Consider the following 15,278-nt stretch of genomic DNA (forward strand, 5'->3'; position numbering starts at 1 on the left):
AGATAATAACTAATGTCGCAGGAGGTCCTTATTTTGTTAAAATCCAATTTTACTGTCAAAGAAGTTAACTACTACGATATTTTTGGTACAAAAATCTGCCAAAAGCATGTTTCAATGCCGTATAGTCTAAACCAATCCAAGATGGTTCAAGCAGTTGAAGAACACCTTCCAAAAAATTATCGTGTAATTTCTAACTTCTTCTATCCACACTTCAAACAGAGTCAACTCAACATCGCCATTGAGCGTATTAAAGAGTTTGATGAAAACTAACAAAAAACGACAAATTCCTTCATAAGAATTTGTCGTTTTTGCTTTAATTATCTTCTGCACTGCCAAGAGAAAGATTTGAAATTGGGGCATTTCTTAAGAAAACTAGGATGTTCTGACGAACATCATAAGGTGATAAGCGATCACTATAGTTAAGTAAAACTCTAATAAGACCAATCATGCTATGAACAAATACTTGAACACTAATTGTCAATTTCATTTGCTCTTTTTCAGTCATATTCAAGTTCTCTATGTCATTCACCTCTCCCATTCGCTTGATGAATTCATCGCAGCCAGCCTTGAAAATTAAATTGTAAAATCTTATATCACCGTTATCTGATAATAAGACTTGAATTTCCTTCTTGCGTTCAAAGCAAAAAGCAATTGTATTCTTTGTAGAGTTAAGGACCGCTTCAAGTTGTTCTTGGACTGGCAAATTTAAGTCAATATCTGCCAAATTTTCACGATCTTTTTCTACACTCTTTAAATAATCAGTAATAAAAGTATCTTCCGCATCTTTTAGCAAACTATTCACATCAGAGTAATATTGGTAAAAAGTACGGGAACTAACTCCAGCGGTTTTAATAATGTCTTTCACTTTTAACTCATTTATTCTCTTTTCTTCAAGACATGTTAAAAGTGCAGAGATTAAATTACTCTTAGTATTTTGAATTCGAATATCTACCATTAAATTTTGCCAACCTCACCATCTTTTCTAGATTATAAGTAGTCATTTTCTTCATTTTCCATTGCTTAGCAATATTATATAACAAAGAAAAATATTTTTTACTTATGGCTCTAACTTTTTCATTTTTTCGTTTAGACTTTAGAATAATTGTACGCAAATTATACCAATTCTATAATGAAAGTAAAGAAAAGTGCGATAGGATAACTAAAAATGATTAACTTAGAAAATAATTATTTACCAAGTGAAAAGGATAATGTATTACTAGATAAGTTCGAAGAAATGCTATTGAACCAGAACATTTACTATCCTTTTCAACCAATGAAACACATTAATCAAGAATTTATCAATTTCATCAGTAGCCTAGGAAGAGATCTCTTGACCAATTTTGCTGTGAAGTCGAAGTCACGACAAGTGATCTTTAATAGGTTGATGAATATCAGTTATCAGTATTTAGCAAAAAATAACGTTGCTATTGATAATTATGCTTTAAGTCAAAATTGGATCAATTTAATTAATGTAACCTACTGCAATTATGGCATCGACATCAACATGGCTTCACTTCTCGAAAAAGTTGAAGAAGCCAACAAGATGTTTAGTTAATTAACCTTGAGCGAAAATATTATTTTCTTCCTAACTGCAACAAACCCACTAGACTAATTACGAATCTAGTGGGTTTTATTGTTTATTTTTCAATCCTAGCACAAATTTCTGCATCAAACTCCGGATCATCTGGCAAATCAATATCTTGATCAAAGTTAAATTCTGCAGTGTGTTTATTTTGTAATTTAACTTTATGGTCAACCCCCATCTTGAACCATTCATATTCCCCAATATCAATCATTTGCTGGTGTAGATCAAGCAAATCATCGACAACAACTTTAGCTGTAGGTCCAAGCATTAGTAAGACAAGACGACCTTGGCAATTTTCCCTAATCGCATCTTCAATTTCGTTAAGTTTAGCAAAGGCGTTGTGAGACGGACAAATAATCCGCTTGATTGATTTAGCGTTGTTGAATAAATCATTACCTTCACCGGATCGAGTCAATTCACCTTCAACAATCAAAATGTCCTTATCTTGCCACAATTCTTTTAATTTATCAAAATATGTAGCTGATTTACTCTTATCAGCAAGATCAATATAAGGCCGTGAAATGAAAGTCGAAATATAGAAATTATCTTTGTCAGCGATGTCTTTGAATAAATTGGTGTACTTTAAAAAGGCATCACTCAACTTATTACCAAAGATATCTGGCAAGCCGACAGCCAATCGTTTATCACTGCCGCGAGTCATTAATAATTTCAATCTTCTAGCTAAACTTGGATCATAATCTTGATAAGCAATATTTTCGCCGTTCATTAAACGAAATTCACTCTCACCTAAATTAACTACTGAAGATCTTTTTTTGAGCAAATAAGCTATCGACTGATCACAATTCATGATTCTGATTTTTTCATCAAATTTTTTCCAATCAGCCAACATTGAAATAGCATCAATCATTTCGTCAACATCGTCATCCGAAAATACCTGATAGTAATTGTCGAAGCTTTCAGTTTTTACATTTTCAAATGTTAAAATCGGCTTACCTTGTTTATCTATCTGATTCAAAATATTATCTATTTTTCCTGATTGATCATTAATATCAAGATAAATATCGGTATTTTTAATTTCATGATCGACTCGCCAATTTGTAGAACTTTGATCCAACTGAATATTTGGATATTTTAATAACGCCTTTAACACATGAGACATCTCAGTATATGCACCAATGACAAATTTAATATTAGGTAATTTTTGAGCTAATTTTTCAATAAATTTAATATCATCAGTATTGGTTAAAGTGTAAGTCGTTAAATCGAAATGTGGGTCGTGAATTTCACTTCTATCAAAATTGGCCCATTTATTTACAATTTCTGACCATTCTAGGAAATGATAGTGCCACCAATCTTCTCTCATTCTAACGGAAGATAAAAAGTTAAACGGTTTGTCGGCAGTAACATAATGAACAATCACTGGATTCTTAATAGAATTTATTTTATCTAAGACATCTTGTCGATCTTGCATTCCAATTAAAAGATCAAACCCTACTTGATCGTTATATTCTAATGGCAATTCTCCAATTTCGCCTTTAAAATAGTTATTAAATACAGTTTGATCACCATTAGATAAATTTTTTTCAGCACCTAAATTAAGTAATTTTTTTGTTAAATTAGGATCTTTTTTCAGTTCTTTATTATTCATCAAAATGACGCCTGTATTTAACTCGAACTTTTCTTCAATATAGAAATCTCTGACGCCTAACAGTTTATTATCATCAAAATCATATTTAAATAAATCATTTAATGAATGAACAACTATCGTATCGGAATCCAAATAAAGAACCTTATCTTCCGGCACAAGCATGGGAATCAGGCAACGAGCATATGAAAGCAAATTGATATGATGCCAGCTAACAACTACATCTTCAAGCAGATCCGGATTAAACTTCGCATCCACAATTTCTGCACCCATCTGCTTAGCATATTGATTAACGCGAACGAACCACTCTTGTGGAATGTCAAAATTGAGTAGATAAATTTTAACATCATCATTGTTCCACAAAATTGACTTAATCGTAGTTTCCGCATTATTTAAATATTTATAATCTGCACCTAACGCGATTGTTTTCATAATTTTCACCTAGTTAAAAACTCTGTAGACTGCTTCCATCAATGCTTGCTTTAAGAAATAACCATTTCTAGTCAATTTTCCCATCTTATTAACGTTATCAGCTAATTCCAGATACTCGTCTTCGGTTGTATGATCGATAAAATCTACAGCTTCATCTTCGGTTTCAATAACCTTACCCAAATGGTACTCACTCACAATTTCTTGTTGAGCAATACCTTGGTGAACAAGAATTGGTAAGCCTGCTGACAAATATGTTCCAAACTTCATTGAGGAATTCATCTTCCAATAAAGTTTCATCTCAGGTGGTTCCCACAAAACACCATATCCACCGATTTTGTGCATTTTTAACATTAGTTCTTCATTGGGAAGCGGATGATGTTGAATTAAATTAGGATTACTACTTTGGTCTTTTGAATAATAGTGAAGTGGAATGTCGTGACTTGGCCATGAATTTGCAAATTGGAACTTATTTGGATCACTTGGAAATTGAACAAGCTTTTTCATCTCGTGAAGTGGCTGTTGGAGTTCAATAATATCCGTTGGATTATCCCAGACATAATGATATACGAACTTCTTAACAGTGCAGCCGTGCGCAATTAAATGCTCTTTCATCACATGATTCGGTACAATCAACACCTCTGCTTGGTTATAAATTTGGATCCACTCATCCAATTCATCCCAGTGGCCAAACATATACGGACCAATATCATGGATAAAAATTACAACGTGAGCACTATTCATCCGTCTCTTAACACCTTTAGCTAACTCCATATCAAACTTAGAAGTATTCCAAGAAGGGAGTTGCAAAACTACCACATCATTACTTTCAACAGCAGATAAAGTTCCACTAATGCGCGCTCTTAACTGGTCCTCAGGTTCTTCAAAATTGGGACCCGTGCAATATATGCCAATCTCGTTAAATCCTAATTCTCTACCAATATCGACTGACATCATCTGTGCTAAGCCAGCCGTTCTCTTGATCCCGTGCAGACCTGTCATCCATACTTTCATATTTATTCACCCGCCTTACTAATCTTAGGAAGATTTGCGTCAAAAACAGAGCGAATCAGTGCGTTTTTAATCGAAATACCATTTCGCGTATCTTGTACCATTTGCTCCACGTTCGTTAGCAGTTGTTCATATTCAACATCAAGAGTTGCAGGCAGGCGGTTAGCTGCTTCTTCGATACTGTTTACGACCCAGCCAATTTTTTTATTAATAACTAAATTTCCGGCAGCAGTACCACTTAATGCAATGACTGGTAGACCGGCGCTAATAAACATACTGAGTTCAAAAGGAACAGTATCTATTTTTTCAGGTGGCATAACTAAGCCAAAGCCACCTTCTTTATTAAGTTTGTAAGAAAGCAAGTCATCATCAAAATCGCCAGCATATTGCAGACTTCCATCATCAACAAAGCCTTGATTTTGATAAACCAAAAAGTTAGTAGCTTGATTTCTCATCTGATCAAAATATTGATCACTATTTGTGCTATTCAGGTAGTTAATTGATACTTGAAAGTTTGCCTTTTTATTCCCCGTAAAGTGGACTTTTTCAGTCACCAAACGTGGTGCAAAATCATAAAAGTTGAAGATTTCAACAGTATTGTTAGTTAATCCGTGATTTTTCAAATAATTCAAAACCGATTCATTCTCAACGATTAAGCTGTCGCAATTATTATAAAAATCGATCAAATAGTCTTTAACTTCATGGATAAAAGCAACTATCTTCACACCCATTACTGCGCGCAAAGTTGTTAGCTTATCTAAAAACATATCAACATAATTCTTGCTCATTTCAATTGGTGTCTGAACAATAACTGTGTCACCCCAAGTGATCGAGCTCATAATTCCATCTAATCGACTGCTTAATTGTGCATCCGGTTCATTTTCTGCAGAAAACTTGAATAAGCTAATTGGTAAAATATTTACTTCCTGGGCAAAATCAGCGACAGTTTGTTGTCTAAGTGAAGCCACGCCTTCAGTATATCCATACAGCCGCGTTATATATGCTTTCATAATACGTTCCTTATTGTTTTAAAATCACTAATCATTTACTTTTAATTATAGCATTTACCGTTATCCTATTAACAAAAAAGCCACATTGAGCTCGCTTAAACGAACATAATGTGACTTCTTTTTATTTCGAATTTTTAATTGTTTTCTTTCTTATCTTCTTTGTTCTTTTTTCTTCCTTTAGCGAACAATCCGAGCAACCCACTTAAAGCAAGAGCCCAGATCCCGGCTTTGGCATCATCACTCATAGCTTCACCAGTAGTTGGTAATTCTTCTTTAGTCTTTCTACCTTCCAAACCTGAATGCTTAATTTGTTCATTCTCTTTCTCAGTTTGACTTAGAACGTGACTGGTTTCAATGTTTTCAGTTGTCTTAGATACGTGATCTAGAGTATGAGTTTTAGCATTTACACCACTCTTGTGAGACTTAGTCTTGTTTGGCTTGGTTTCAGACAATGGACGAATAGTTTGATCCGTGTTGTTATCTGAATCATTAACAACTGAAGCACTAGGTCTTGTAGTGGTCGTAGACGGGGTTTCGGTTGGCAATGGAGTGATAGTAGTAGGAGCTTGTGAGTTATTTATGTCGCTTTGACTACTGTTAGATGCAATGCTGGTGCTATTGATAATTGAGTCACTAGCGCTTTCGTATGTACTCTCACTTGCGGAAGTTGAGCCAGAACCACTTTGGAATTGGCTTTGAGTTTGGCTATCGCTTTCACTAGCAATCATTGAAGCGATAATGCTTTGTTCAATACTTGCGCTTTCGCTATTAACAATGCTTTGACTAGTTTCAGCACTTTGCTGTCTACTCAAACTTTCTTGAGTTGAAGCTGTTTCGCTTTGAGCCGCACTTTGACTTGCTAATTGTGAAGTAAGAATGCTGTTAGAAATACTGCTGCTATCGTTAATTGACTTATTGTGGGAATCAACTTCACTTTGTGAAAGACTCTCACTCTTATTAGCAGAGGAGTTTTGACTCTTTTCAGCACTTGCACTTTCGCTGTTTGCTAAGCTTTGGCTTTCATTTGCAGAAACAGTTTGACTGTTAGATAAGCTTGCTTCGCTTTGTTCTGCGCTTGTGCTTACCAATTGTGATGCCAAGATACTGTTGGAAATGCTTGAACTATCATTGATTGATTTTTCGTTTGAGTTAACTTCACTTTGTGACAAGCTTGTACTCTTTTGAGCTGAGGCAGCTTGACTGTTCTCTTGACTTTGAGCAATACTTTCACTCTTTTGTGCGGATGCAGCTTCGCTAGCTTGGGTACTTGCAGCCTCACTTTGAGCTAAGCTTTCACTCTTTTGTACTGATGCGTCTTGACTGTTAGCGATGCTGTTGGACAAACTTGCCTGACTCTGTGCAGCACTTTGGCTCGCTAATTGAGATGCAAGAATACTATTTGAAATGCTGCTACTGTCATTAATTGATTTATTTTGATCATTTGACAAACTTGCGCTCTCATTTGCTGAAGCTGACTGACTGTTGGAAATACTTTGCTTAATACTTAAGCTTTCTTGAGCAGATTCTTCATCCTTGATGCTTGCGCTAGCCTTCTCGCTTTGGTCAAGACTTTCACTCTTTTGTGCAGATGCAGCTTCGCTCTGAGCTATACTTTCACTCTTGTTTGCTGAGGCAGCCTCACTATTAGCAATACTGGTGGACAAACTGGTGCTTGTATTTTGTGAAGTTTGAGCGCTAGCACTCTCGCTATTCACAAGACTCTGACTTTCTAATTGTGAAGCAAGAATACTGTTGGAAATACTGCTGCTGTCATTGATTGAAGTCTTAGTACTTGCACTTTCACTCTCAGCAAGGCTTTGACTTGCATTAGCCGAAGCTGTTTGACTATTTGTAATGCTTTGCTTTTCACTCAAACTCTGTTGAGCTGATGCGGCTTCACTAGCTTGAGTACTTGCGGCTTGACCTTGGGCTAAACTCTCACTCTTGTTTGCGGAAGCAGCCTCACTGTTGACAATGCTGTTAAATAAGCTTTCGCTCGCATTTTGTGATGCTTGAGCACTGGCACTCTCGCTGTTTGCCAAACTTTCACTAGCATTAATAGAAGCATTTTGACTCTTTTCAGCGCTAGCATTTTCACTATCAGCTATACTTTGACTCTTATTTGTGGAAGCAGTTTGACTGTTAGCAATACTTTGTTTCTCACTCAAACTCTTCTGAGCAGATGCAGTTTCACTTTGTGCTAAACTTTCACTCTTATTAGCTGAAACAGTTTGGCTATTAGCTATGCTATTGGACAAGCTTGCAGTACTTTGAGCAACACTTTGGCTTGCTAATTGTGAAGCTAGGATGCTGTTAGAAATACTACTGCTATAGTTAATGGACGCAACTTTGCTGTTAGCTTAGCTCTGTACGATGCTTTCGCTCTTTTGAGTGCTTGCAACTTCACTTTGAACTAAGCTTTGACTTTCGTTGGCCGAAGCATTTTGGCTATTAGCTATGCTATTGGACAAACTGGTGCTTGCATTTTGTGAAGCCTGAGCGCTTGTACTTTGACTGTTAGCTAAACTTTCACTAGCATTGGTTGAAGCGTTTTGACTCTTTTCAACACTTGCGCTCTCGCTATTTGCAAGACTTTGGCTCTTGTTTACACTAGCAGCCTGACTATTTGTAATGCTTTCTTTTTCACTCAGACTTTGTTGAGCTGAAGCTGTTTCACTCGCTTGACGACTTGCATTTTCACTTTGTGCAAGACTTTCACTCTTGTTTGCTGAAACCGTTTGACTATTAGCTATGCTGTTGGACAAACTTGCTTCACTTTGAGCAACACTTTGACTTGCTAATTGTGATGCCAAGATACTATTTGAAATACTGCTACTGTCATTGATTGATTTGTCGTTAGCGTTGACTTCACTCTGTGACAAACTTGTGCTCTTTTGAGCTGACGCGGCTTCACTGTTAGCTATGCTGTTAGATAAGCTTTCGCTTGCATTTGCTGAGGCATTTTGTGATGCTTCAGTGCTTGCGCTTTGACTATCAGCTACACTTTGGCTCTTGTTGGCTGATGCGGTTTGACTATTAGTAATACTATTAGACAAACTTGCCTCACTTTGTGCTGCACTCGTGCTGTCATTTGCAGAAGCAGCAGCGCTGGTAGAAGTGCTATTATTACTATTTACGATGCTTTGGCTTGCCAATTGTGATGCAAGAATACTGTTTGAAATACTGCTGCTATCATTAATTGACTTGCTTTGTTCGTTTGCTTCGCTTTGTGAAAGACTTGTGCTCTTATTTGCACTAGCTGCTTGGCTGTCGGAAATACTTTGCTTCTCACTCAAGCTTTGTTGAGCTGTGGCAGCTCGACTGGCTTGCGTGCTTGTGGCTTCGCTTTGGGCCAAACTTTCACTCTTGTTTGCAGAAGCATTTTCGCTCTTTTCAACGCTTGCACTTTCACTATTAGCAATACTTTGACTTGCATTAGCTGATGCCACTTGGCTATTAGCGATACTATTGGACAAGCTGTTTTCACTTTGAGCTGCACTGATACTTGCGTTTTCCGAAGCCACTTTACTGTTAGATGCATTTTCACTTTCATTAATGGATGCTGATTTGCTGTTTGCTGCACTTTTACTTTCATTAATTGACCGTTCATTACTTGCACTCTGACTATTAGCTAAGCTTTCACTAACAATTTGTGATGCTTGGTTACTTGCGTTTTCGCTTTGTCCTGAACTGGTACTTGAATTGTGTGAAGCAACAATACTATTGGATACGCTAATGCTATCGTTAAGTGATTTATCAGTACTTGTACTTTGACTGTTGGCAATACTTTGGCTTTCATTGATCGAAGCAGTCTGTCTGTTAGAAAGGCTTTGCTTTTCACTCAAGCTCTTTTGAGCGGAAGTTTCATTCTTGATACTTTCACTTTGAACAGCGCTAGTACTTGCGTTTTGTGATGCAACAATGCTGTTAGATGCGCTAGTACTGTCGTTAATAGACTTTTGAATGCTTGCACTTTGGCTGTTAGCTATGCTTTCACTCTTGTTGGCTGAAGCATTTTGACTTTCTCTAATACTGTTTGATTGACTTGCTTCACTATTTGCTGCACTTGCGCTTGCGTTTTCTGAAGCAACAATGCTGTTGGAAATACTGATGCTATCGTTGAGTGATTTATCTTGTGCATTAGATTCACTTTGGGCAGTGCTTACACTTTCATTAATTGATTTTTCAGCGCTTGCACTTTCACTATTTGCCAAGTTTTGACTCTTATTTGCAGATGCAGTCTGACTATTTTCAATACTTTGCTTCTCACTCAAACTTTGTTGTGCTGATGCAGTTTCACTTGCTTGGCGACTTGCTGCTTCACTTTGAGCTAAACTTTCACTCTTGTTGGCTGAAGCAATTTCACTATTAACAATACTATTAGATAAACTTACACTAGCATTTGTTGATTCATTTTGACTCTTCTCTACGCTAGTACTTTCGCTATTTGCAAGGCTTTGGCTCTTATTTGCAGAAGCTTCCTGACTATTGGCTATGCTCTGCTTTTCACTTAAGCTTTGTTGTGCTGAGTCTGTTTGGCTATTTGCTAAGCTGTTAGACAAGCTTGCCTCACTTTGTTTAGCGCTTGCACTTGCCAATTGTGATGCAAGAATACTGTTTGAAATACTGCTGCTATCATTAATTGACTTACTTTGTGCATTTGCTTCACTTTGTGAAAGACTCGTGCTCTTGTTGACTGAAGCGGTTTGGCTATTTGCTATGCTCTCTTTTTCACTCAAACTTTCTTGAGCGGATGCAGTTTCACTTGATTGACGGCTTGCATTTTCACTTTGAGCCAAACTTTCACTCTTATTTGCGCTGGCTGTCTGGCTGTTGGCAATACTGTTAGACAAACTTGCTTCACTGTTTGCTACACTAGCACTTGCGTTTTGTGAAGCAATAATGCTGTTAGATGCGCTGATACTATCATTAATTGATTTTTCAGTACTTGCAGCCTGACTGTTCGCTAAACTCTTACTTGCATTTTGAGATTTAATAGTACTGTTTTGCGCACTTGTACTCTCATTGATTTCTGCTGATTTGCTGTTTGCGGCACTAGTGCTTGCATTCTCTGAAGCCACCTTACTATTTGAAGCATTGATACTATCATTAATTGACTTCTGAATACTTTCACTTGCACTAGCCTTTTCACTTTGAGCCAAGCTTTCGCTCTTATTTGCAGATGCAGCTTGACTATTCGCAAGACTATTAGATTGGCTTGCTTCGCTGTTTGCGGCACTAGCGCTTGCATTTTGTGATGCAACAGTGCTATTGGACAAACTTGCACTGGCGTTAGTAGATTCGTTTTGACTCTTTTCAACACTAGTACTTTCACTGTTTGCAATACTTTGGCTCTTGTTTGCGCTAGCTACTTGACTGTTAGCTATACTGTTGGACAAGCTAGCTTCGCTTTGAGCGATACTTGTACTTGCATTTTCTGAAGCTGCAATGCTGTTGGCAATACTTGAACTGTCATTGATTGACTTACTTTGCTCATTTGCTTCACTTTGTGACAAACTTGTACTCTTATTTGCTGAAGCAATTTGGCTGTTAGCAAAGCTTTGTTTTTCACTCAAGCTCTGTTGAGCTGAGGCTGCTTGGCTATTTGCAAGGCTATTAGATTGACTTGCTTCACTGTTTGCTGCACTTGTGCTTGCGTTTTGCGATGCAACAATGCTGTTAGATACGCTGATACTGTCATTAATTGATTTTTCGATACTTGCACTTTCACTGTTAGCCTTGCTTTGACTAGCATTAGTGGATTCGTTTTGACTCTTTTCAACACTAGTACTTTCACTATTCGCTAGGCTCTGGCTCTTATTTGCGGAAGCAGCCTGACTATTTGCAAGACTGTCTTTTTCACTCAAACTTTCTTGAGCTGATGCAGTTTGACTGTTAGCTATACTGTTAGACAAGCTAGCTTCGCTGTTCGCTGCACTGGCACTTGCGTTCTGTGATGCAACTATACTGTTTGAAACACTAGTACTATCGTTTAATGATTTGTCTTGTGCATTAGATTCACTTTGAGCTGCGCTCGTACTTGCATTTTGTGAAGCAACAATGCTATTGGATGCGCTGGTACTCTTATTGATTGAGTCATTAATAGACTTCTCAACACTTGCGATTTCGCTATTTGCAAGGCTTTGACTCTTGTTTTCTGAAGCAGCCTGACTATTTGCAGCACTTTGCTTTTCACTCAAACTTTCTTGTGCTGATGCTGTTTCGCTTGCTTGGCGACTTGCAGTCTCACTTTGAGCCAAACTCTCACTCTTATTTGCGGAAGCTATCTGGCTATTTGCTATGCTTTGCTTTTCACTCAAGCTTTGTTGAGCTGAAGTTTCATTCTTGATACTTTCACTTTGAGCGGCGCTTGTACTTGCATTCTCTGAAGCTACCTTACTATTTGAAGCATCGATACTGTCGTTAATAGACGTCTGGACACTTGCACTTTCACTATTCGCAAGACTTTGACTCTTTTCAGCTGAAGCATTTTGACTTTCTCTAATGCTGTTAGATTGACTGGCTTCGCTGTTTGCCGCACTTACACTTGCGTTTTGTGAAGCAACAATGCTATTGGATACACTGGTACTTTCATTAATGGATTTATCTTGTGCATTAGATTCGCTTTGAGCAACGCTTGTACTTGCATTTTCTGAAGCTACTTTACTATTTGAAGCATTGGTACTGTCGTTAATAGACGTCTGGATACTTGTACTTTCGCTGTCTGCTAAGCTCTTGCTTTCGTTTTGTGATTGAGCAATGCTGTTGAAAGCACTAGTACTCTTATTGATTGAATCATTTTGACTCTTCTCAGTACTATTCTTGGCACTTGTACTATCATTAATTGACTTCTCAATGCTTGCACTTTCGCTATTAGCAAGACTTTGGCTCTTGTTAGCTGAAGCTGTTTGACTGTTGGCTATGCTATTGGACAAACTTGCTTCGCTTTGAGCTGCACTGGTACTTGCGTTTTGTGATGCAACGATGCTGTTGGAGGCGCTTGTACTCTTATTAATTGAATCATTTATTGATTTCTCAGTACTTACGCTTTCACTATTCGCCTTGCTCTGACTTGCGTTAGCCGATTCATTTTGACTCTTTTCAACACTTGCACTCTCACTATTGGCAAGACTTTGGCTCTTATTGGCTGAAGCGGTCTGGCTTTCTTTAATACTATTAGATTGACTTTCTTCGCTTTGAGCTGTACTTGTGCTTGCGTTTTGTGACTGAACAATGCTATTTGATACACTAGTACTTTCATTAATAGACTTTTGCGTGCTTTGAGCAGCGCTTGCGCTTTCGTTTTGTGACTGAATAATACTATTAGAAGCGCTGTTTTCACTATTTACTATGCTTTGACTCTTAACAGCTGAAGCAGCTTGACTATCTTGGATGCTCTTACTTGTACTGTCACTTTCAACTTGCTTTTGACTATCACTAATTGAATCGACTATCGAATTACTAATTGATTTGCTTATTGAGCTTTGGGTGCCCCCATTATAAGTAACATTAGTAGTTCTATTGTTATTTACATTTTGTAAAACATCCTTATCTTCTGTAGTAACATCATTACCATCAATCGAATCAATTGATGTCGATGTTTCACCAGCAGTATTAGTTCCTTTAATTACAGTGGTTGACCCACTCAAAACTTGACTTTCACTACTATTTTTCTGGAAGTCAACTGTAGTCACGTTAGTATTATCAGCCTTTACGGTAATTTGGCTGCTTGAACCGTATGATTGATATGCGGCACCACCGTGGTTTTGTAAATGAACACTTTCTGGATCATTAATATTTACCTGTAAATTGTTCAAATCAGTAACGATGTTTCCTGTATTTTTACCAGCAGCAACCATGTTAACACTGGCACCTTTTTCAATATTAATGGTACCTGTATTATTAGGATAATTACTTGTAGTAGCTGGAATAGATCCAGAATAATATCCACCTTGAGAATAAATTACAACATTACCTTGTCCGCTATTAGAGTCTGGATTAGTTGTCGTTAAGTTAACAGTCGCATTGGAACTAACTGTCAAATTAGAATCGTGGGTACCACTAGCACCACTTCTCATAACAATATTGGCAGTTGGTGCAGTCATATTAACCGTTGCACCATCACCGATATTTACATGATTATTCCAACTACCACCATTTACAGATTGGTCTAAGTTTACATTAGCAATAGTTGATCCTGTTAAAGTAACATTTGCATTGTTTCCGACAATAAAACTATGGTCGTTATCGTTATCTTTTTCAAGAATGTTAAATTGAACTCTATTATTACCATCAACATTTAAGGTGGCACCATCAGCTACAGTAACATTATTACCAACATATAATTGAGTATTTTGTCCATCAACTGCCCAGAAGTTAGGGGTCTGGTTAGTACCTGAAGCGTCAGTATAATTATCAGCCTTTATTGAGTTATTACCTTCAAATTTCACATTCTTAGTATAAGAATTGTTAGTATCTGTCCATACAGCAGTACCACCAGTAAAGGTTATACTCTTTAAGACTAAATTAACGTCACCTTGTGTACCATAAAGTGAGTAGGTTCCAGTGCTTGTACCATAAATTTCAGCATTATTAACATTAACATTCAAAGGACTATGATTTTTACTATCATTATTAGTGATGGTTTGGTAATAACTGTTATAGTAAATTTTGTGCCCATTACCGTTAATCGTTAAATTTCTACTGATAGTAGAAGGATTACTAGTTATAGTAATATCTTTGGTCAAGTTAATGATAGAAACATTAGTATTACTAATAGCTTTACTAAAACTGTCATAATCACTAACGTCCGTACCACCATTAATAGTCGCAGTTTGTTCAGTTAAATTATTAGTCTGCACAAAAGAAGCGCCAAACAACTTGGCAACTGCCTTTTTGTCGCTTAAGTCTAAAGTATTCAGTTTATCTCTTGAAATACTCAAAGAATCAGCCAAACTGCTACTATTCACTGAAGAATTACTAGTAGAGTCAGTTTCGCTATTAATTTGACTATTTGAACTTGAAGTTAACTTGCTATCACTACTACTATTTCTAGCAATTGAATTGCTTTCTGAACTGCTAGATTTCTTATTTACTACACTATTTGATACGCTATTTTGTTCAACTTTACTTGAACTATTTTCAGTTTTTACAGCACTAGTACTATCTTCTACAGATTTACTCTGAACCTGGCTATCGCTAGTACTTTCTTTATTTGCTTCACTACTACTGTTGGTTGCCTTGCTAGAATTACTTTCGTCATTTTTTAATGACTTTTGACTTTCATTATCTACATCTGAACTTGAGCCACTAGTTTGGTTAGCTTGCGAACTTGAACCAACAACTTGCGACTTATTATCAACCACACTTTCAGCAGCGTGAACTTTATTAGGTGTAAATGCTAAGCCTGCTGCACCAACGCCAAAGACGGCAGTCAAAGCTGCCATCTCCTTCAAGTAGTCTTCATTGCCTTTCTTTTCTTTTAATGAATCCGGATCAAAGTAATCGTCTTCAGGAATACGACTATTCTTTTGGTGTAAGTCTTTATCTTCCCGGTTGTCTCTGCTGTTTCTTTTCATAGTTATCGCACTTTCTTTTTTGTTATGTTAAGCGTTCTATATCCGTCATATTACTTACT

General features: G+C 37.0%; 8 protein-coding genes. 2 read left to right on the top strand and 6 right to left on the bottom strand.

Features of this window, described 5'->3' with window-relative positions; genetic code table 11:
• Nucleotides 1–33 precede the first annotated feature (33 nt).
• Entirely contained in the window at nt 34–270 is a 237-nt protein-coding gene (locus FC46_RS05060) for a hypothetical protein (protein ID WP_057798501.1), read from the top strand.
• 43 nt (nt 271–313) lie between these two features.
• Here FC46_RS05060 and FC46_RS05065 read toward each other — a convergent pair whose 3' ends face one another.
• Nucleotides 314–955: a TetR/AcrR family transcriptional regulator gene (locus FC46_RS05065; RefSeq protein ID WP_057798503.1), complete on the bottom strand. Its 642-nt coding sequence runs from the start codon at nt 953–955 to the stop codon at nt 314–316.
• A 210-nt stretch (nt 956–1,165) separates the two neighbouring features.
• Here FC46_RS05065 and FC46_RS05070 point away from each other — a divergent pair, with 210 nt between their 5' ends.
• The gene (locus FC46_RS05070; protein WP_057798505.1) at nt 1,166–1,555 is read left to right on the top strand and encodes a hypothetical protein; all 390 of its coding nucleotides are present in this window, start codon (nt 1,166–1,168) and stop codon (nt 1,553–1,555) included.
• An 82-nt stretch (nt 1,556–1,637) separates the two neighbouring features.
• Here FC46_RS05070 and FC46_RS05075 read toward each other — a convergent pair whose 3' ends face one another.
• From FC46_RS05075 to FC46_RS05095, 5 genes are all read right to left on the bottom strand, one after another.
• Nucleotides 1,638–3,623: an SP_1767 family glycosyltransferase gene (locus tag FC46_RS05075; protein WP_057798507.1), complete on the bottom strand. Its 1,986-nt coding sequence runs from the start codon at nt 3,621–3,623 to the stop codon at nt 1,638–1,640.
• 9 nt (nt 3,624–3,632) lie between these two features.
• Entirely contained in the window at nt 3,633–4,634 is a 1,002-nt protein-coding gene (locus FC46_RS05080; protein WP_057798509.1) for a glycosyltransferase, read from the bottom strand.
• 2 nt (nt 4,635–4,636) lie between these two features.
• Nucleotides 4,637–5,641, bottom strand: a complete 1,005-nt coding sequence (locus FC46_RS05085) for a glycosyltransferase (protein WP_057798511.1) — start codon at nt 5,639–5,641, stop codon at nt 4,637–4,639.
• A gap of 134 nt (nt 5,642–5,775) precedes the next feature.
• On the bottom strand, nt 5,776–7,899 hold the full coding sequence (locus FC46_RS05090) for a serine-rich family protein (protein WP_057798513.1): 2,124 nt from the start codon (nt 7,897–7,899) through the stop codon (nt 5,776–5,778).
• 102 nt (nt 7,900–8,001) lie between these two features.
• Complete coding sequence (locus FC46_RS05095; protein WP_057798515.1) at nt 8,002–15,219, bottom strand: hypothetical protein; 7,218 nt, start codon at nt 15,217–15,219, stop codon at nt 8,002–8,004.
• Between the last annotated feature and the right edge of the window lie 59 nt (nt 15,220–15,278).

The organism is Lactobacillus kalixensis DSM 16043 (assembly GCF_001434335.1).
Taxonomy (GTDB): Bacteria; Bacillota; Bacilli; order Lactobacillales; family Lactobacillaceae; genus Lactobacillus; species Lactobacillus kalixensis.